Genomic DNA, 23,006 nt, shown 5'->3' with positions numbered 1-23,006 from the left:
ATGAGCCAAAAGAACAAACTATAGAGGATTGGCTTTTGCACTTCAAAATGTAGCTGATAGGTGCCCATGATCTGATGCGTATCGGAATTCCGTACCCGAAACGCTAAATGTAGATCGCCAAACGGGACGTTAGGCATGAAGAACTCCCTGTCGCTGCCGAGCGCTTGCCATTGGCCGCCCGTATTTGCAATCTGCCACTCTATACTCAGCCTTCTGGTTTGATAATTGGGCAGGGAAAATTTTATCGATAGCTGTTTGCAGGAGCGGGGGAGGGCATAAGGGGCCGTTTCGTTTAGTACTATGGCTTGTTCCCTAAGTATCTTCCCTTCACCATCGTAAAGCGTCATATAATTCGCAAATAGGTCATAGCCCATCTGGTTTTGGGGCAACGGGATGTCGTTAGGGTCAAAGTAATTGATACCTGCCAGGCTGCCAAAATAAAGCCGGCCAGACTCATCCTGAGCATGGGCCCTGAAGTTTTGCTCGTTGTGGCTCAGCCCGTCCTCAATGAAAAAGGATTGGAATGTGCTGTCTGCTGGCAGAAAAGCTGAGATGCCATAATTCGTAGACATCCACAGCCGCCCATGCTTGTCGGGGTATACCGCATGTATAATGTTGTCTGACAGCCCGTCCTCGGTAGTAAAGCGTTTATAGCGGTCACTGCCCGGCTCCCAACGGATCAGCCCCTGACGAGTAGCCAGCCAATAAGTATCCGGGCTCTGCTCATAAAAATGGACGATATCCAGCGCTCCGATCTCCGGCAATGCATTCAAGTAGTAACGGTGCTCTGAAAAACTGTACGCCCCCTGCTCGGTCCCTGCCCAGACCCGGCCTCCACGGTCCCGGTAAAAGACGTTTACCGCCGTGCTGTCAATTAAAGGTCGGCGCTCCAGGCTCTTTAAATCCAATTCGTATGCTCCTAGGTCACTCGCCACCCACAACAGGCTGTCCGTCAAAAACAAAAGGTCATATATATGATGATAGTCTTCTTCCTCCCCGCCTTGCCCTGCGGTGATCAGCTGACTAGTATGAGGTGGGGCATACGATAACTTCCCAAATTTACCGCTATAGCCGTACCATAGGTAGTCGGCTTGGGTCGACAAACAGTTAACTGGGAAAAAAGAGGGCACGAGCCGCTCCTTGGCAAAATGGTCAAGGGCATAAGCAGATACCTGACTGCCTGGCTCCGCCAGGGTATATAGCTTCTCTCCCCGGGCAGACATCCAGTAAAAACGCTTATCCTGCTCCGTTGACTGAAAATGAACGGGCTTGATTTGCGCAATCACTATGGCTGCCCTGCCCTGTGGAAGCCACAAAATACTGCCATCTCTCAGTACGATAGGCCAGGGGTAGCCGTAAATGAAATCAGGTGCTTTGTCGACCGACAGGTTGAATTTGGATAAAGCCTCATTGATAACCGGCAAAAGGTTGGTACGATCCTGGCGCTCACGGTTGACGAGCTCAAGCTTGTTGATGCCGTTAAAGTCCAACTGTAGCGCTGAATGCCCGCCCGGCAAGCGCTCCTGCCGGCTCAAATAGCGCTGAAGCTGGTAGGGCTGGAAAACTGTCCTCGCGCTCCGGCGCTTGTCCAGCCGCTGATCGGTGTACAAGCAGCGCACTTCTTCCTCTGACAGCCGCTGCTGCAGCCTGAAATCCTCCGTCAGCAACAGCTCAACCTCCGGGGCCGTATCTAGTGGCCACCATAGGTCGGGATGCCGTGGGTCCAGCCACCTCAGCTCAGGGAAGTGCTTTACCGTCTGCCCTTGCTGATCGAGCAGCCGTACCCCGTCTTGCCCACTGATGCTCCATACCCCCTTGCCCGGTGCCGGTATGAATTGGGCACCAACTATCTCCTCTTTCCTGCCCGCACAGATCTGCTCCCAATGCCCGTCGAACTTCCACATTTGGCCGTCATCGCGGTGGTACAGGTAGATGATTTCGTGAAAAGAATAAAGGGCCCACTGCCTGAAGTCGATGTCTGCCGGCAGCTGCCCGGCCTCTTTGCCCAGATACGCTTCCATAGACGTGAACGTCTCCGTAAATGGGTTGTAAACCTCAATCCCCTTTGAACCCTCCCGTGCGCTAAGCTTCCAGATGTTGCCCAGCCGGTCCTCTCCCAGATAGGTCGCTACAAACTCATAGTGCCCTCTAGGTTCCTCCAAGACTGTTTTTATGGATTTGCCATCAAACCTGCATAAACGGCCTTTCCACGCTATCCACAGCATCCCGCGGCTGTCCTGAAAAACCCCTTCAACGTACCAGTCCGGAATACCATCCCCCTTCGTCCATACTTGGAGCTCCAGTCGGTATTCTTCCAGGTCTGTTACGCTGCTGTATGACTGTGCGTTGGCGCTGCTGAACAACGTCAAGTTGACCAACAAAAGCAAAAGCTTGGCTAATTGTAATTGTGTGTGCATTTTCGTCCAAATAGGGCTATTCACCCAGGTTCAGAATCCAATTCCAGATGCCAAGTTTTTGTGTGTATCACGTTTGGGAGAGAAGGGCTGCACACTATGATTCCCGTGAAGAGCTTGCCAGCTCATTTGGCTTCACAGTAGCATGCCTCTTTTACAAAGATAATACATTTACTCCGGTAAAACTAAACAGCTAAGCAGCCTCCTATTGCTCCCGCCTGCGGCACCCACCGCTTTTGGACGAGGATCGCTGCTTCAGGCATCAGCAAGAAAACATCCGGTGAAGCCCAAGGGCTTGTCTCTCCGATCTTTTGCTGTTGTGGGGCAAAGTGCCGGCCTTACATCGGGAGGAGCGCGGTTTCAACTGCCCTGAGATATGGCCCTTAGCAGGGGCAGAGGCCTCTTGACAAACATACAGTGTCTTAAGCAACCGCATCATGCTATTTATATCAGGATGCCATAGGCTCTGCACTTGGCTATAAGCAACTGTAGCATGGCAGATTTGAGATGCACGCAGCTGTAATGGCATAGCCTGCCCCCTCCGTAAGGATAGGGGCCTGCCCCTGCCGCAAGGATGGGGCGGGCGGCAGGTGCCGCTATGCTGCGGGGCTCGCTGTCCGCTCGGCCCTACCGGGCTTGCCACCCCTCCGCAGCGCTAGGCCGAAAATACGGCGTATAGCCTTTTGACAACCCATTTTGCCGGACAGCCAGTGTTTGTTGCCGGTTTATCCATGCTGAATTGCCGGATTAACCATAGGGAATTGCCAAAATGACCATGTGTAATTTCCGGACTATCCTATTTTTTTGGTCTTCCTTTGTCATAGCGGAATCAAGAAGAACCTCTATATGTGCCAGAGGTCCGCCATAAGAACAAACGAACAATAACAAATCATTTTTCATGGACACGATTTGCTCTACCCACTTCGTGGGAAGCAAAATGAGTGGCTCTGCTCCTTACAAGATTGGACAAGATCTCCTCCAAAGCTTCCCTTTAGGCTGTGTAGCCTCACCTCTGCTCAAGGCTGCTATAATAGGTTCTGCCGTCGAGCCGCTTCCTTCTCAATTGCCAATACACCGGATATCGGGAGGCTTGCTCACTAAGGGCACCGGTCTCCATCATTTGTAAGCTTTCACTTCCGCAGGAAACTGTTTCCCCTTTTTCCGAACACCGGGAAGACTGTGCCACGCACCACGCACAGTAAACTAATTACCTATTTCAAACCCCTGTATCATGAAAAGTCCGGCTAGCTCCATGTTCTCTTCTATTGTGCCAATCATAGGGCCGGCCCTGCGCGCTGTATCCTGCTTCACATGGGGGCAATCCCCGGCTCACCCCTCACTCCTCCCTCACCACATTCCGCAGGGCAGCGGCCTGTGTGCAGGCAGTGCAATGGAGATGCCTATGCCCGCTGGAAAGGGCGTGACGGCAAAAATAAGGGTTTTCGGCGCTGAGGTCCGTAGGCTCGCTTCCAGCATCTTTCACTTCTTCAGAGAAACAAAAATGAGCGCAAAACAGTATGTAGCCCTTCTGATGCTTACGTGTACAGGAATTGCCCTGCAGGCCCAATCGTACCTGGGCTTATCGGTGGGTACCAGTAAAAATGACAACCACCTGGAAACCCTCTGGTTCCAGCACCAGGTCTCAGAACGGTTCAGCCTGGGGCTTCAGCTGAGGTACAGCGGCATTGGCTACCGCTTTGTCAACGCCCGGGCCATTGAAGACGGCAGCACGGTATTTGCCGGAGCCGTGCTGGGCTTCAACATCAAGCAGTCCGAAAAGTACCGGCTGGATTTCAATCTCACCACCAGCTACCGCTACCTCTCCAATGATGAAAACCCGGAGCTGCCTTCCTCCACGAATGGCTTAGAGCTCGACCCCAACATTATCCTCGGCCTGCGCCTGTCGGACCGTTTCCTCTTCCATACCGGCGCCATGTTCAGAGCCGCTATGCAGTTCGGCGAGGAGCCGATCTACGATGAGCAAATGCCGGTCTCCGCGATTGTGTTGAACGGCTTTTCTTACCAAAAGGACAACAGCGCTTACTCCTTAAGGGTATATGCGGGGCCGATGAGCGGGGCTACCGGTGATACGGAGAAATTCTTCTGGCAGGTATCACTGGGCTATCAATATGCCTTCGGAGAATCGAATGGCCAGGCGATCCCCTTTCTCACTTTCTAGCCCCCAAAATACCAACCAATGAATTATCTGATGAAAAAATATCAACTGCTTACCATCATCATCGTGGCCTTTTTCGCTACCCATGGCTACAGCCAAAACGAAGGGATCGGCTTTTATTTCCAGCCCGAGTACTCGGCCATGTTCCTCCCCGGCCACGTGGGAAATGCCGTGGGTATCGGTATTGGCATTACCTCAAAAAACAGAAAATGGGACTTTGGTATCCGCACCTATGGCCGTAGCGGCCCCATCAATACCGGACAATTGTACGATCTGGTGCTCGCCGAAGGCGTCACCTACAAAGGGAAATCCGTCTTGCAGGTCGCCAACGATCATGGCTTCCTCGGACTGGAAATGGCCTATAACCTCAAATTGAAATCGGACCGCCTGATGCTGCGGTTTCCCGTCGCCTTCGGTTCCTTTGGCGCCGGCTTTTATCTCCTGGGTGAGGATCGCATCACCCCCGATGGCCGCCGGGTCAATGAATGGGAAGATGAGCTGCAGGGAGGTAACGATGCCGGTTTCGGCTGGCTCTCTGAGATCGGCTGCCAAATGGTCTACCAGCTTATTCCGGATAATTCGCACCTGAACATCTTTGCCGGCCTTACCCACACCACCACCTATGGGTACGAGAGCTTCCTGGGCGATGAAGACCTCTACAATAATCGGCTAAGGGCGTCGGTCGGCATTCGGGTGGGATTCTAGAACGATAAGCCTGACCACCCGGGGCTCACCCCTCGCAGTAGGCGCGGAGCGAAATCCTGGGTGGTCATACAATAAATGCAAGCAACGGCTAAGAAAACAAGCACAAAATGAGTAGTGAGCTACACGTCATCTTCGGTACAGGGCCCCTGGGGCGGTATACCGCAGCGGCACTCCTTGAAAAGGGGGTGCAGGTGCGCCTCATTAACCGCAGCGGCCACATGGAAGAACCGCCGGCGGGGGCCGTTGTCGTTAAAGCTGATGCCACCAACTTCTCGGAGTCGCTTCCTTTCGTACAGGGCGCTACCACCATTTACCAGTGCGCACAGCCCGCTTATCATCGCTGGCGCGAGGATTTCCCCCCCCCTGCAAGATGCCATTATCAAGCTGGCCGCTGCCAGTAAAGCAAAATTTATCGCTGCCGAGAATGTCTATATGTACGGCAATACCCATGGCCAGCCTATGACGGAGGAAAACCCCTATAATCCCTGTTCAAAAAAAGGGGCAGTCCGGGCGGAAATGACCAAAACCGTCTTTGACGCACACCACCGGGGGGAAATCAGAGCCGCGACCGTCAGGGGCAGCGACTTTTGGGGGCCCTGGGAACCCATTAACGGCGCCATGCTTTTTAAAGCAGCCCTACAGCGTAAGACGCTGAACATGCTGGGTGATTTAAACCAACCCCACACCTTCACTTATGTCAAGGACTTTGGGCGCGCTTTAGCGATTGCCGGTACACAAGACAGCGCCCTGGGCCAAACCTGGCATGTGCCTTCCGGACAGCCCTATTCCCAAAACCAGCTCACGGAATTGATCTCAAAAGAACTGGGCTACCCCCTGAAAAACAGAGCCTCCGGAAAAATGGTGCTGTCGGTACTGGGCCTCTTCAATAAAGCGGCCAAAGAAATGGTGGAAATGCTCTACGAATTCAATGAGCCATTTATCCTGGACGCAACCGCCATGGAGCAAACCTTTGGCCTGCAGCCAACACCCATGCAGCAAAGAATCAGAGAAACCCTCCAATGGGCCAAAACCAGCTTGAGCTAAACGACCAACGCCACACTATGAAACAGAAAACCTACAGAGCTAAATCAAATAAGATGATGCGGAATTTACACGCTACTGCCGCATCCGCCACCCGGCTGCCCGCAGCCCTCTTCGTCCTGGTATTTATTCTGCTGGCGGGCACCAGCCTGCTCGCCGAGCCCCCGGCTAGCTCCCACACTTACATCGACGCCTCCCTGCCCGACGCCCACCTCCTCGAGCAGGCCGTCGCCGGTACCGCTGACGGCACCTTCCACCTCTTCTCCCACGGCCGCCCCGGCGAGCTCCTCATAAACGGTCAATGGCTGGGCGCCGAAGCAATCGCACAGTGGTACACGACCACCACACGACCATATCACCACACCACCACACGACCATATCACCACACCACCACACGACCATATCACCACACCACCACACGACCATGTCACCACATCACCACACCACCATATCACCACACCACCACACCACCATATCACCACACCACCACACGACCATATCACCACACCACCATACCACCATATCACCACACCACCATATCACCATACCACCACACCACCACACCACCATACCACCACACCACCACACCACCATATGACCACACCACCACACCACCATATGACCATATCACCACATCACCACACCACCACACCACCACACCACCATACCACCACACCACCACACCACCATATGACCACACCACCACACCACCATATGACCATATCACCACATCACCACACCACCACACCACCACACCACCACACCACCATGTGACCACCCGGCTCCACATCTACGGCTGCAACTTCGCCCAGGGCCCCAAAGGCCAGGCTGCCGTGGCTTATTTGGAGAAAGAGCTTGGTATTGCTGTCGCCGCCTCTACCAACGTCACCGGCGCTGAGGGCGACTGGGTGCTGGAAGTCAACCCCCAGGCCTTTACCCTTTCTCCTTTACCCTTTACCCTTAAAGACTACCCCCACAGCCTACAATGTACCGGCCCCGCCGGCGATTGCGACGGCGATGGTGTGCTTGATATCGACGATCTCGATGATGACAATGATGGGATTTTGGATAGTGAAGAAATTGGAACTTTTTTTCTCGATTTAGGATCAGCTACCAATGCTTCAAATGGTATTATTCAATTATCAAACGGAACGAATACATATACAGGGTTTACAACGTCATCAGGCCTGCCAATTGATATCGTAGTGACAGGTTCGGGAATCCTTGGCTTTCGTTCTCAGGCAAATGGTAGTATAGAATTGTCCAACGCTAGTCTTACGGTACAATTTTTTAATACCAATACAGGCGACCCCGTAGCATTAAGGGGCTTTATTTTTAGTTTCGAAGACCTTGAAACAGTATCACCAAACTTTGAACGTGTAACATCATTTTCCTACACGGATAACAATGGAAACGTAACAAATTTTGGGGGTGCAAATTCTTGGTCAGGATGGTATGGAAGTAATGGCATCCCATTTGGCTCTCCAGGAAGCAATTTATCAACCAATGGTAGTGGGCATTTAACAACCAATTATCCGAGGGAAGGAAATTTTCAATCTAATAAATTTGCCCGCCTGAATGTTAGTAGTATCGGTATAACTACATTTACTTTCAACACTGCACAGTCAGGTGGTTTATATAATTTTAATTGGCTTGATGTTTTATTCTATCCAGAATTCGTCGATACCGATAATGACGGCATTCCCAATGAATTCGACCTCGACTCCGACAACGACAACTGCGATGACGTCGTCGAATCCGGCGGCGTGGACGCCGACGGCGACGGCATCCTCGATGGCGATGGCTTCGACGGCGATGGCCGGGTCACCACCGGCGGATTGATTACTGATGGCTACGATGGGGCCAATGGCAACGAGTATCTGGCCACCCAGGTCAACATCAATGCTGATCCAGTGGATGTCCTGGTGCCCGAGGGCGCTCCGGCTAACTTCACCATCGGCGCTACTGCCGATGAGACCACCACCTACACCGGCGCCGCCCCGAATACCCTGCCTGACTATACCACGCCCGGCAACGCCAACGCCGGCCTCAACTACCAGTGGTACCTCGGCGACCCCAATGCCGGCGGCACCCTGCTCATGGATGACGGTGTGTACAGCGGTACGGATACCGAGACCCTCAGCATCAGCGACGCCACCGGCCTCTTCGGCCAATACTTCGTGCGCGTCACCCACGATGATAACGTATGTGTGGAGGAAATCCGCTCGGCACAGCTCCTCAATGCCTGCGTCCCCGTCCCCGGCAATCCCGATACCGACGGCGACGGCATCGCCGATGTCTGCGACCTGGATGATGATAATGATGGGATTTTGGATAGCAATGAGGGTGGTACGTTCACTAGTGAAGGCAATATAAGTGTAATTGTATCCAACGGTGTTACGGGCAACCCCGCGCTGCTGGATGACAATGATATAGCAACAGCAGCTCAAACCTTTACCCCTTTAGATTATTTAGTGATCGATTTAGGGGTAGTTATCCCCGCAGGAGAAACGATAGAAGTAACCGTAACAGACAATACTGGATTTGGTAGAGATTTTGAAGCAACAATATCTGAAGTGCCATCCGGAAGTTATAGTGCCGGGGGCGGTGATAATCAGGTAGTTTTTGATGAGAGTATTCCTGCTACACCATCGATTATTTCCTATGTTTTATCGCAAGCTACCAGATATATACAAATTGTACAAACCGATGGTTGGTTTGTTGGTTTTTCAGGATTTAATATTACCGAAATCGATTACGCATTTAGCAATGTTGATGATGATGTTGATAATGATGGCATCCCCAACCGCCTCGACCCCGACTCCGACAACGACGGCTGTGACGACGTCGTCGAATCCGGCGGCACCGACACCGACGGCGACGGCATCCTCGATGGCGATGGCTTCGACGGCGATGGCCGGGTAACCACCGGCGGATTGATTACTGATGGCTACGACGGGGCGAATGGCGACGAGTATCTGGCCACCCAGGTCAATATCAATGCCGATCCAGTGGATGTGCTGGTGCCTGAGGGCGCTCCAGCCAACTTCAGCATCGACGCCACCGCCGACGAGACCACCACCTACACCGGCACCCCTCCGAATACCATGCCCGACTATACCACGCCCGGCAACGCCAACGCCGGCCTCAACTACCAGTGGTACCTCGGCGACCCCAATGCCGGCGGCACCCTGCTCACGAATGGCGGTGTGTACTCGGGTACCAATAGCGCCACCCTCGCGATCAGCGACGTCACCGGTCTGATCGGCAACGAATACTTCGTCGTGGTCACCCACGATGACAATGCCTGCGTGGAGGAGATCCGCTCGGCCCAGCTCATCAGTGCCTGCGACCCGGCCTCCGGCAATCCCGACACCGACGGCGACGGCATTACCGATGTTTGCGACCTGGATGATGATAATGATGGGATTTTGGATAGTGAGGAATTTTCAGCAAGTCCTAGCTTATTAATATTGTGGGCTCAAGATGGGCATACTGCTACCGGTTCTGATATTATTTTATCATCAAGTATTACAAGTGCTACAAGGCTAGAAGATGGCGATGGCCCCAGTTTAACGGTAAATAAAGTTATTGCTCCAATCGCTTCCTATCATGATATTACCGGAGTTGATGAAACTACTTTAGCTAATGCTATGGTTGCAGGTGATTATACAGAATTTACTATGACCATAGGAGCAAAACCGCTTGCTATTTCAGATGCTCGGTTCGGTAATACCAATGTTGGTCAAGGTGCTTTTCAGTTCGCCTTATCCGTATTTGTGAACTCAGTCGAGCAGATACTTATCCAAGATGAAACGGTTCCTTTAAGCGGGGGGATATTTAATGCCAATCCTGTAATCCTAGAAAGTAATACGGTATACACATTTCGTTTTTATTTCTATAACGCTAGTGGTAATGTTCGTTTTGATAATAATACTCTGTTTGGGTTTCAGTCCTTAGATTCCGATCAAGATGGTATCCTCAATTACCTCGACCTCGACTCCGATAACGACGGCTGCTTTGACGTCGTAGAATCCGGCGGCACCGACGCCGACGGCGACGGCATCCTCGATGGCGATGGCTTCGACGGCGATGGCCGGGTAACCACCGGCGGAATGATTACCGATGGCTACGATGGGGCTAATGGCAACGAGTATCTGGCCACCCAGGTCAACATCAACACCGACCCGGTCGATGTCACGGTGCCCTCCGGCAGTCCGGTCACTTTCACCATCGGCGCCACCGCCGATGAAACCACCACCTTCAGCAGTGGAACGCCCGACTATACCACACCGGGCAATGCCAATGCTGGCCTCAACTACCAGTGGTACCTCGGCGACCCCAATGCCGGCGGCACGCCCCTCAACAATACCGGTGTGTACAGCGGTACGGATACCGATATGCTTAACATTAGCAATGCCACCGGTCTGTTCGGCAACGAATACTTTGTCGTCGTCACCCACGATGATAACGTATGTGTGGAGGAAATCCGCTCGGCCAGCTTGCTCTCCGCCGATGCCGACCTGGGCATTACCAAAACCGTCGACAACCCCACCCCCGATGTAGGCGACAACGTCGTCTTCACCCTCACGGTGACCAATAACGGCCCGGCGGCGGCTACGGGTGTGGAAGTCGTCGACTTGTTGCCCTCGGGCTACACCTACGTCAGCGACGACGGCGGCGGCGCCTATGCTAGCGGTAGCGGCTTGTGGACCATCGGCAACCTCGCCAACGGCGGCACCGCCACGCTCAACATCACCGCCACGGTAAACGCGACGGGCGATTATCTGAATACGGTCACCGTAACGGGCAACGAGAACGACCCGGATACCAATAACAATACAGATGATGAGCCGACCGCGCCGGTCGCTCAAACCGACCTGAGCATCACCAAAACCGTCGACAACCCCACCCCCGATGTAGGCGACAACGTCGTCTTCACCCTCACGGTGACCAATAACGGCCCGAGCGCAGCCACGGGTGTAGAAGTGACGGATAACCTTCCCAGCGGCTACACCTACGTCAGCGACGACGGCGGCGGCGCCTATGCTAGCGGTACCGGCCTGTGGACCATCGGCAACCTGGCCAACGGCGGCACCGCCACGCTCAACATCACCGCCACGGTAAACGCGACGGGCGATTATGTGAATACGGCCACCGTAACGGGCAACGAGAACGATCCGGATACCAACAACAATACAGACGATGAGCCGACGGCGCCGGTAGCTCAAACCGACCTGGGCATCACCAAAACCGTCGACAACCCCACCCCCGATGTAGGCGACAACGTCGTCTTCACCCTCACGGTGACCAATAACGGCCCGAGCGCAGCCACGGGTGTAGAAGTGACGGATAATCTACCCAGCGGCTACACCTACGTCAGCGACGACGGCGGCGGCGCCTATGCTAGCGGTACCGGCCTGTGGACCATCGGCAACCTGGCCGCCAGCGCTACCGCCACGCTCAACATCACCGCCACGGTGCTGACCACCGGCGACTACCTCAATATCGCCCGCGTGAGCGGCAACGAAAACGACCCCGACCCCACGAATAACGTAGACGGAGCAGAGGTGACCCCCAACTGCACCATCCGCAATATTAACCCAAACATTAACAATAACTAAGCCGCACCCATGAACGACATGCTACACATCAAGGATAGGAGAGAAGTGAGGACTTACCGGCCCTTTGCTTGCTTGTTCCGTGCGCGGCTTTTACGGGTAAAAGACGCTAAACAGAATTTCATGAAGAACTTTACACACCTGTCAGCAACCATCCCTGCCCACTTTGGAATAGCAAAGGGATACTTGTCTTTGGCATTCCTCTGTCTGCTGCTGTCTTGGCCGACTGCCGGGTTGGAGGCCCAGTCCTGCGGCATCGACATCCACATCGCCAACGACAACTCCGGCTCAGTCGATGCCTTAGAGAACCGCCAGTCGCGCGAATTCGCCTCTCAATTGGGGCTGTCCTTCACCCCCCTGGGTACCGGCAATACCGAATCGCGCGTCTCCATTGGTACCTGGGCCAATACAGGCACTTTCCAGGAGTACAGCTTTCCCTCGGTGGGACAGAATTACACCACGAGTCTAAGCGATGTGCTATCGTACGCGAGTGCTCCGCGTACCTTAAGAGGTGGCACCAACGTCTACGACGCCCTCCGGCGGGCCGCCCAAGTGATCGATCAGAATCCTGTTTCCGGGCGTACCGCACCGAAGGTCATCGTACTGATGACGGATGCGTCCTGTAATCAGATATCCGGAAATATTGTTTCCTTGGCAACTTTTCTTAAGCAACAGGGAGTCTATATCGTCGTGCTGGCCATTGATGCGGCTAGTACTTGTACCATATTGCAAGGTAGTAACGTGGCTTCTCCCGGTGGGTACTTCGCTGCGGGTGATTATCAGACCCTGGCCAATGATGCCATTACTTTTATTAATGGCATCCAGGCTACGGCCTGTGGTACCAGCCCCGAACCGCCTGCCTTCGACCTGACGGTAGGTATCTCCAATTTCGAAATCACCGGCTGCAATCCCGGCCCAGCTACTGCCTCGGCCAATTATATAGTCACCAACAATTCAGCGGGCGAAGACTTCAATGGCAACCTGCAAATCTCCTTCTACAATGGCGACCCCACTCTGCCCGGCACCCAGTACCTGTTTACCGAGGATGCCGGCACGCAGAGCATCCCACTGGGAGGGGGGACCTTCAATGGCACCGTCAGTGATCCGTCTTTGGTCAATACCGCCACCCTCTACGCGGTCGTCAACTTCGACGGTGGCCAGGCCGGCAACGGCGTGCCGCTGAGCTACAGCAACCTGTCCAATCAGCTCACCGTGCCCGATGAGGGCGATGTCTCTAATAATATCTCCTTGGCGGGTAGCCGCGCCGATGGTATGGGCTGCCTGCCCTTCGCTAATCTCGATGTGCAGGTTACTAATTCCGGCGTGGGCTGCGATGATAAGGTGATTTATACCGTGCAGGTCTGTAATACGGGGACGGGCGATGCGGTAGATTTCAATATGGAGACTTATGCCCCCATTGGGGCTACACTGCTTGACAGTATGCTGGTGGGGACTGATCCGTTTATCTCCGACCCAATGATGCCAGGCTCGGTCACCTTACCCGCCGGCGCCTGCGCCACCTACCAGCTCACCTACGATATCAGCGGCGCCGGCGCCGGCCCCTACGACTACAGCGTAGATGTTACAGCTTCTCCAAGTGCAGGCCCAAGCACTTCTGCCACTTTAACCTCAGATAAAGCTCAGTCTAGCATTAGTGCTCCGGATGATTTGTCGAACTGTGGGTTAGGCCTTAGAAACTCTCCCAATACTGGAGGTTTGTGTGGTACAATTGATCCTAGAGGAGCAGTTGTTGAATTTGATTTAAGCCCTTATGCTGGTCAAAATATTATATCTGCTACCTTCATAGTTAAAAAGTCAACCGATAATTCGGATTCTGATGCTAATGCTGTACCTTATATTCAAAGAGCAATAGCGTCATGGACTGAAGGCGCATGTAATGGAGCAGTTCCTGCTGCAACAGGTGATTACGGTAGTCAAAGCGTACCAGTACCAGGTACTACCGCTGCTGCGCCTCAGTTACCTATCAATACGATTGTTGAGTTTGATGTTACAACGCTTGTTAGTGAGTGGCTCGCTGGCACACATCCAAATTTTGGGCTAGTCATTAATCCAGGCAGTGCAGGAGCCTGTGCTGAAACTACATACGGCTTTTATTCTGATGATGCTGCTAACCCTGCAGATAGACCACAATTAGTTTTAGAATTTGCCGGTGCTTCTGACGACCCCGTACGGTACAGCCCCAATACCGCCTTTGCACTTGGTGGCGGCCCCGGCAGCCTCAACGGCTTTGACGGTACGCAAAACAGCACTGACGACCTCACCTACAGCGGCTCTAGCCCCGCTTGTCCCATGGGCGACCAGGTGACGGTAAGCGTAGCCATGACGGGTGATGGCGACTGCCCCGGCTCCTTCGGCACGGCCACCATCACCATCAATAACCAGAGCGGGCTCACACTGAGCAATACCCTGCTGAATCTCGACCTCACAGGCACTTCCGCGGCCTTTAGTGGTGAGCCTTACGATAAAACCAACGGCATTATCCTGGCCGAACCCAATATATTTGACCCGGCTTATCCGAATGTACCTAATGCCCTTTCGGAAAAAACGGGCATGCAGCAGTTGGCCATCTACACCCTGCCGGCAGGTACTTCTACCTTCGAGCTGGATTACGAAATCGGCACGACCGCCACTGGCCTAAGCGCCGAAGTGGCCCAGTTGCCCACCAGCGTCAACGGCACGGGTACGGCCAGCGGCAGCAACAGCATTACCCCGGCTACCTTAGCGGGCATCAGCGGTACCTGCCCGGCCGATGTGACCACGGCAGCTACCACCCTGAGCCTCAACTATACGGTCACCAATGCGGCTTCGGTAGCCTGGAGCTCCGGCTCCGGCGGCAGCTTTGCCGATCCGGCGGCGGCCACCACCACCTATACCATCAACGATACCGACCGGGCCAACGGCTATGTCGACCTGGCCCTCACGGCCCTCTCACCACAAGGTTGCGACAGCCTGATCACTTGCCGCGTGCTCATTACAGGTGTCAGCTATGACTACGGCGACGCCCCGGCTACCTACGATTTAAGTGACGACGCAATACCCATCGCCGCTGCCGCTACCCTTAGTCCGGATATCTTCCTGGGGCAAACGGCCCCGGATACAGAAGCGGCCGCCCTCGCCAGCGCAGACGCTACCGGTGATGGTGCGGAGGATGATGGCTTGCTCAGTACAGTACTGACTTACCCCGAAGCCGGCCAGAGTGGCTACACCATAGCGGTAGAAGTAACCAATAACAGCGGCAGCGATGCCTTCCTGTACGGCTATATCGACTGGAACGGCGATGGCGACTTCGTGAGCGATGCCGATGAGCGCTCGGTCCTGATCACCGTACCCACGGGCGGCTTATCTACGCAGAATATCAGCTTTAACGTGCCGGCCAGCTATACCAGTCCGGCGCCAACCTTCCTGCGTCTGCGATTGAGTACCGATGAGCTCACGGCCGGCAATCCCTTTGGCCCCGCTGCCAACGGCGAAGTAGAAGACTACGAGGTGAGCTTCGCAGCTGCCGAAGCCGACTTGGCCATCACCAAAATCGTCGATAACCCCACCCCGAATGTAGGCGACAACGTCGTCTTCACCCTCACGGTGACCAACAACGGCCCCAATACGGCCACGGGTGTGGAAGTGACGGATAACCTTCCCAGCGGCTACACCTACGTCAGCGATGACGGCAGCGGTGCCTATAATAGCGGTACCGGCTTGTGGACCATCGGCAACCTCGCCAACGGCGGCACCGCCACGCTCAACATTACCGCCACGGTAAACGCGACGGGCGATTATGTGAATACGGCCAGCGTAATGGGCAACGAGAACGATCCGGATACCAACAACAATACAGATGATGAGCCGACCGCGCCGGTCGCTCAAACCGACCTGGCCATCACCAAAACCGTCGACAACCCCACCCCCGATGTAGGCGACAACGTCGTCTTCACCCTCTCGGTGACCAATAACGGCCCGGCGGCGGCTACGGGTGTGGAAGTCAGCGACTTGTTGCCCTCGGGCTACACCTATGTCAGCGACGACGGCGGCGGCGCCTATGCTAGCGGTACCGGCTTGTGGACCATCGGCAACCTGGCCGCCAGCGCTACGGCCACCCTCAACATCACCGCCACGGTAAACGCGACGGGCGATTATCTGAATACGGCCACCGTGACGGGCAACGAGAACGACCCGGATACGAACAACAATACAGACGATGAGCCGACCGCGCCGGTCGCTCAAACCGACCTGGGCATCACCAAAACCGTCGATAACCCCACCCCCGATGTAGGCGACAACGTCGTCTTCACCCTCACGGTGACCAATAACGGCCCGGCGGCAGCTACGGGTGTGGAAGTCAGCGACTTGTTGCCCTCGGGTTACACCTACGTCAGCGATGACGGCGGCGGCGACTATGCTAGCGGTACCGGCTTGTGGACCATCGGCAACCTCGCCGCCAGTGCTACTGCCACGCTCAACATCACCGCCACGGTGCTGACCACCGGCGACTACCTCAATATCGCCCGCGTGAGCGGCAACGAGAACGACCCCGACCCCACGAATAATGTGGACGCAGCAGAGGTGACGCCCAACTGCACCATCCGCAACATCAACCCAAACATTAACAATAACTAAGCCGCACCCATGAACGACATGCTACACATCAAAGACACGAAAAAAATCAATCTCAATCGGACCTTCCACGCCTCCTTCCGGGCGCGGCTTTCACGGGTAAAAGACGCTAAACAGAATTTCATGAAGAACTTTACACACCGCTCAGCAGCCATCCCTTCCCACTTTGGAACAGCAAAGGGATACTTGTCTTTGGCATTCCTCTGCCTGCTCTTGGGGCTCAGCACCCTGCAGGCGCAAGTTATGCCTCCCAATATCGAATGGGATAAAACCGTTGGGGGGGACGATGAGGATTTTTTATCATCAGTGACGCAGACTGCTGACGGAGGCTACATCTTGGCAGGGTATTCTAATTCAAATATATCTGGGGATAAATCAGAACCTACCGATGGTTTTAGTGATTATTGGGTCGTGAAATTAGATGCCTCAGGTGCTTTCGAGTGGGAGAATACGATTGGAGGCGACGGCCTTGATCTGTTAGAAACGGTCGCGGCAACGGCTGATGGGGGCTGTATTTTGGGTGGTTATTCTAATTCATCTGCCAGCGGTGATAAATCGCAGGATGCTATTAATGGTAATTTAGATTATTGGGTAGTCAAGCTCGATGCTCTTGGTGTGATTGAATGGGATAAAATCATTGGGGGGACCGATGGTGATGTTTTAAAAGCAATCGTACAAACGGCTGATGGAGGCTATGTCCTGGGTGGAGAGTCTATTTCAAATGCCTCTGGGGATAAATCGCAGGATGCTTTTGATAGCTCTGGTGATTATTGGGTGGTCAAGCTCGATGCTTTGGGTAACGTACAATGGGATAATACGCTGGGAGGAGATGACACTGAAGTCTTTAAATCAGTGCAGCAGACTGCTGACGGAGGATACATTCTAGGAGGTTATTCTGCCTCAGATGCCTCTGGGGATAAATCAGAGGACAGCCAAGGTAATCTAGATTATTGGGTCGTTAAATTGGATGCTCAGGGGGCTATGGAATGGGAAAATACCATTGGGGGGAGCGAGTCTGATGCTTTAGAAACGGTCATACAAACGGCTGATGGGGGCTACCTGGTGGGAGGGTCTTCAAAATCCCCTGTCTCTGGTGATAAAACAGAACCTAACTATGGTTTTGATGATTATTGGGTGGTGAAACTCGACGCCCAGGGCACTATCGAATGGCAAAACACCCTAGAGGGTGACAGACAAGATGACTTGCTAGCGGTTGCTCAAACGGGTGATGGGGGTTACCTTTTGTTTGGTCATTCGAACACGAATATTTTTGGGGATAAATCAGAAAATACGAAAGGTGTTACTGGTTTTGATGATTATTGGGTGGTCAAGCTAGACGCTTTAGGTACTACTATCGAATGGGATAAAACCATTGGGGGGGACAATGGTGATTTTTTGCAAGCGGTCGCACAAACGGCTGACGGGGGCTTCATTTTGGGGGGGTATTCCGGTTCGTCTATCTCTGGGGATAAATCAGAGGACAACCGTGGTAGTGGATTTTTCTCACCAGATTACTGGGTCGTCAAGCTGGAGTGCCAGTCATCGACCGCTGCGGTCACCAACGACATCAGCCCGGCCACGCAGACGGCCTGTCAGTTGGGCAGCCCGCAAGTCATTATGGGTACCGATGATGATGCCATCTATCAGGACCCCATCACCTACCAATGGCAGATCAGTACGGATAATGTGTCTTGGACGGATATCGCAGGGGCGACAGGGAAAGACTTCCTGCCGGAGCCCGCGCTAGCAGACCGGTACTTCCGGCGGATCGCCAACTGGAACTGCCAGCAAAGCGACACCTCCAATGTGCACACCCTGCTCATTAGTGGCGGTACGGCCCCTACCGTAGATGCCGGCGGTGTTTTTTACACCTGCCCATCCTCCCCGGTTACCCTGGGGGGGGCACCCACGGCCAGTGGGGGCACAGGCCCTTACACCTATACCTGGGATATGGCTGGCGCACTGAACGACCCGGCCATTGCCAACCCCGTAGCTACGGTCGCAGGCCAGACCATTTTCACCCTGGAAGTGATCGACAATGCAGGCTGCCGAAAGATTGATCAGGCGGTGGTGATCCCTTACGAGGCCGATGCCGGCGCCGATGTCCAACTGTGTGCGGGCGGCCCCGGTGCTCAGATCGGCACAACGCCCCCACAGGGCCTTGCTGCTACCTACAGCTGGAGCCCCGCTACGGGCCTGAGCGATGCCAATATCGCCCAGCCCATCGCCACGCCGGGGGCGACCACCACCTACACGCTATCCGTCACGTATACCAATGCCGATGGCCTGGCCTGCACCACGACCGATGCCGTCGAGGTGACGTTTACCGGCCCACCACCTACACCCAACTTTGCCGGGCCCGATCAGGTATTGTGCGCGGGCAACCCGACCACCACTACTTTGGGCACACCCGCCGACCCCGGCTATACTTACACCTGGGCGCCGGGCAAATATTTAGAGACCAATAACGCTGCTGAGGTTACCTTCAACAGTGGTGATGAGTTCCCTACCGTGCCCGATCCGATCACCTATCAATTGACGGCCGAACAAAACGGTTGCACCTTCACCGATGACGTTGAGTTGACGGTCATTCGGTCCTTTGCCGGACTGGACGGCTGCGGCCCGCGCTTCATTGGTACCCCCGACCAGACCCCCTATATCGCGGAGACCTACACCTGGACCCTCCTCAGCTCCGTCAACGGGAATACGGGCTTCTTGGGCAGCACCACCGATCCGGTGGTGCCTGTAGGTCCAGCCGGTGCCGGCGGGCTGGATGTGTACCAATTGGAGGTCAGCTTTGGAGGTACCACCTGCGTAAGTACGGTAGAGGTACCTGAATGTGCTTGCGGTGTGGTGATAGAACGGGCCCGTGATGGCAACTGCCCGCTGTTCGATGGCAGCAACATCCGCCTGCTTGCGACCGCCGGCCCCGGGGCTGCAAATGATTTTACGTACACCTGGTCGCCGGCTGACGGCTTGAGCGCCACTACCGGGAGAGAAGTATTCCTGACCGACGGCGTCAACCGGACCTATACGGTCACCGCCACGAGCACCATCGACCCTTCTTTTACCTGCAGTGGGACCATCGAAGTCAACAACCCGGCCTGGAGCTATCCGGACTTCCCTGTAAGCGATGATGAGGCCTGCAGCGGCACCCTGCTCAACATCGGCCTGCCCCCCGTAGCCGGCTATTCCTACGCCTGGTCGGGCCCTGATGCTTTCACCAGCACCGATAGCGACCCACAGATCACGGTGAGCAGCGCCAGCTCCGGTACCTATTCCGTGACGGTGACCGAGGATGTCAGTGGTTGTTTTTCCGTAGTACAAAAAGACGTTACTGCCCAAGGGCCGGTTGCCAATGCCGGGCCGGACTATACGGCCTGCAGCAATGCTGTGATCACCCTCGGCACCCCGGACAACAGCGGCGGAGCCAACACCTTTGCCTGGGAGCCCGCCGCTTCCCCCTGGCAGAATGGCACGGATGAAACCTCGCCACAGCCGCAAATCTTGTTGGCCACCACGGTCACCTTTACGCTCACGGTGACGGACCCGCAGGGCTGTACCAATACTGATGAGGCCACTGTCACCATTGACAACAACCCCACCATTGCCGATGCGCCGGATCAGGACATCTGCTTGGGCGATGAGGTACAAATCGGCTCGCCTGCCCTGCCGGGCGTTACCTATTCCTGGTCGCCGACCACGGGCCTGAGCAACCCCAATATCGCCCAGCCGCTGGCCTCGCCCACGGGCACCACGGCCTATACGGTCACCGCTACCTTCCCTGGCAATTGCAACCTTGACCCTACGGACGCGGTGACGGTCACCGTCTTTGACCCCGCCTTTGATCTGGGGGCTGATCTCAGCAGCTGCCCCACGGGCGCCGGCGTATCCATCGGGGCCAATGCGCCCTCCACCGGGGTAGCCCAATACATTTGGAGCCCCCTCACCGGCCTGGACGACGGTACCATCCAAAACCCCACCGCCAATCCGTCGGTAGCCACCACCTACTCCCTGCGAGTGATCTACACCAACGGCTGTGAATTTACCGATCAGATCACCGTCTCCCCCGAGTCGGAGCCGGAAGCTGGCTTCAATCGGACCATCTGCCTGGGCGAGACGACCACCATCGGCAGTGCGTCCAACACCGGCACCATCGCATGGACCGGCGACACAGGACCATTGAGCAGCACATCAGCTGCAGCTCCGGTATTTGACAGCAATATCTCCGGCCCCGGAACCTTCAACCTTACCCTCACTATGACGGTGGGCACCTGTACCACCACGGATGACATACAGATCATCGTAACGGCCCCGCCGTCCATCAGCCCGGTATCGGCCAGCGTCTGTACCGGCGGTTGTGCGCAGATCGGCCTCACCCCTCAGGCCGGCTTTACCTACAGCTGGTACCCCGCCACCGACCTGAGCAGCGCCACGGTAGCCAACCCCACGGTCTGCCCCACCGCTTCGCGCACCTATCAGCTGACGGCCACCTCGCTGGCTACCGGCTGCTCGGTTACCGAAGAGGTGACGGTTAAGGTGCTTCCTGCAACAGCGCCGACTGTAACGGTTGACCCCGTGCTGGCCTGCGTGGGCACCTCCTTCACCTTTAATACCAACGTGAGCCCTGCCGGCTCCTATAGTTTCCTATGGACGCCCGCTACGGGTTTGTCGAGCCCATTCGTAGAAGATCCCAGCGGCATCGCCAATACCACGACTACCTATACGGTGCAGGTCACGGACAACACCACCGGCTGTGCTTCCGAAGCGGAAGCCCTGGTAGAGGTGCAGAGCGGCTTCTCGAGCTTGATCTCCACGCAGCCCGTTCCAATTACGGTCTGCGATCTTCCGATATCCACTACCGCCAACTTCTCGATCACGAACAACAACAGCGGCACCTTCACTTATCAGTGGCAAGAAAATAAGTTCATCGGCTGGCAAGACCTCACCGATGACGCCACCTACAGCGGCACGAACACCACTAGCCTGACCATCAACAGCCCGGGCGGCCTGGAAGCCGCCGATTATCGGGTAGTGGTTACCCAAACGGATGGCTGCGGCACCAGCGAAACCTCAACGGCGGTTTCCCTCGATGTAGAAAATTGTAATTGCCCGCTGGCGGGCGACGACAACAGCGATAGCTTCACTGCCGGCAGCGGCGCGGGCTATGACCTGACGGCCCTGCTGTCCGGGGCAGACGCCGGCGGTACCTGGGCACAGACGGGAGGCGATGCCGTGGATATCTCCAATCCCGCTAACGTCGACTTCAGCGCCTCTGCGCCGGGGGTCTATACCTTTACCTACACGCATGCGGCGAGCGGTACCTGCCTGGAAGACCAGGCCGTATTTACCATCACCATCAATGCTCCCCAAATCGACCTGGGCATCACCAAAACCGTCGATAACAACATGCCTAACTTCGGGGACAACGTTGTCTTCACCCTCACGGTGACCAACCACGGCCCCAGTGATGCTACGGGCGTTCAGGTGGATGACCTGCTATCTGCCGGCTTTACCTATAGCTCCGATAATTCAGGCGGCAGCTATACACCCGGCACCGGCGTCTGGACCATCGGTAACCTGAACAATGGGCAGTCTGTATCCCTGCAGATTACGGCCGCGGCCGATCAGGTAGGCTCTTACCTCAATCAGGCGACGGTCAGCCTCGATCAGCCCGATTACTTCCTGCCCAACAACGAGGCGGAAGTCGAAGTATTCCCGGTCTTCCCGACGGTGGTGACCAACACCACCTGCCCGGAGGAAACCGCCGACCTCACCACCATTAATATAGAAAATCAACCCGCCGGCACCACGGTCACCTACCACAGCTCCCTCCCGGTTAGTACGGGCAATGAGGTGGCGGATCCCACCATGGTGCCCTCCGGTATCTACTATATCGCCTTCTACGATCCAGTAGCCATGTGCTTCAGCGGCGCCACGCAAGTGACCGTCGATGAACTAATCTGCTATGCAGATCTGCAAATATTCAAGACCGTGGACAACCCCATGCCGGATGTCGCCACCAACGTGGTCTTCACCCTGCAGGTAATCAACAATGGGCCGGATCTAGCCACCGGCGTATTCGTCACGGATAACCTGCCCAGCGGCTACAGCTACGTTAGCGACGACGGTGGCGGTGCCTATAATAGCGGTACCGGCCGGTGGACTATCGGCAACCTGGCCAACGGCGCTACCGCCACCCTCAATATTACCGCCACGGTCAATACCACCGGCGACTACCTGAACACGGCAACCGTATTCGGCGATCAGAACGATCTGCTTCCCGGAAATAATACGGATGACGAAGCAACTTCCCCAAATCAGATTTCGGACATCACCACGGTTAAGACGAACGGTACCAATACCTACGTGCCCGGCACAACGGTACCTTACACCATCACGGTGACGAACAACGGC

At 55.3% G+C, this 23,006-nt stretch carries 8 protein-coding genes; 7 read left to right on the top strand and 1 reads right to left on the bottom strand.

All coding sequences use genetic code 11. The features are described from left to right. Positions 1-2,381 (bottom strand): two-component regulator propeller domain-containing protein (locus FRY97_RS20165; RefSeq protein WP_170254786.1); only part of this gene is annotated, 2,381 nt, incomplete at its 3' end. A 1,264-nt stretch (positions 2,382-3,645) separates the two neighbouring features. Here FRY97_RS20165 and FRY97_RS20160 point away from each other — a divergent pair. From FRY97_RS20160 to FRY97_RS20135, 7 genes are all read left to right on the top strand, one after another. Next, positions 3,646-4,593: a hypothetical protein gene (locus FRY97_RS20160; protein ID WP_147169426.1), complete on the top strand. Its 948-nt coding sequence runs from the start codon at positions 3,646-3,648 to the stop codon at positions 4,591-4,593. A gap of 18 nt (positions 4,594-4,611) precedes the next feature. Next, positions 4,612-5,295, top strand: a complete 684-nt coding sequence (locus tag FRY97_RS20155) for a hypothetical protein (RefSeq protein WP_147169425.1) — start codon at positions 4,612-4,614, stop codon at positions 5,293-5,295. Positions 5,296-5,402: 107 nt separating this feature from the next. Continuing rightward, entirely contained in the window at positions 5,403-5,696 is a 294-nt protein-coding gene (locus FRY97_RS23160) for a Rossmann-fold NAD(P)-binding domain-containing protein (protein WP_246141853.1), read from the top strand. Beyond that, positions 5,629-6,339 (top strand): NAD-dependent epimerase/dehydratase family protein, encoded by a 711-nt coding sequence (locus tag FRY97_RS20150; RefSeq protein WP_246141851.1) that lies wholly within the window; start codon positions 5,629-5,631, stop codon positions 6,337-6,339. The genes FRY97_RS23160 and FRY97_RS20150 overlap by 68 nt, the downstream gene beginning before the upstream one ends. A gap of 17 nt (positions 6,340-6,356) precedes the next feature. After that, on the top strand, positions 6,357-11,960 hold the full coding sequence (locus FRY97_RS20145; protein WP_147169423.1) for a DUF4347 domain-containing protein: 5,604 nt from the start codon (positions 6,357-6,359) through the stop codon (positions 11,958-11,960). A 120-nt stretch (positions 11,961-12,080) separates the two neighbouring features. Then, positions 12,081-16,592: a DNRLRE domain-containing protein gene (locus FRY97_RS20140; protein WP_170254782.1), complete on the top strand. Its 4,512-nt coding sequence runs from the start codon at positions 12,081-12,083 to the stop codon at positions 16,590-16,592. 120 nt (positions 16,593-16,712) lie between these two features. Further along, the coding region (locus tag FRY97_RS20135; RefSeq protein WP_170254780.1) for a DUF11 domain-containing protein at positions 16,713-23,006 on the top strand (6,294 nt) is incomplete at its 3' end.

The organism is Phaeodactylibacter luteus, from assembly GCF_007993045.1.
Lineage (GTDB): Bacteria > Bacteroidota > Bacteroidia > Chitinophagales > Saprospiraceae > Phaeodactylibacter > Phaeodactylibacter luteus.
The sequence above is the reverse complement of the archived record's forward strand: the minus strand, read 5'-3'. Positions and strand labels throughout refer to the sequence as shown.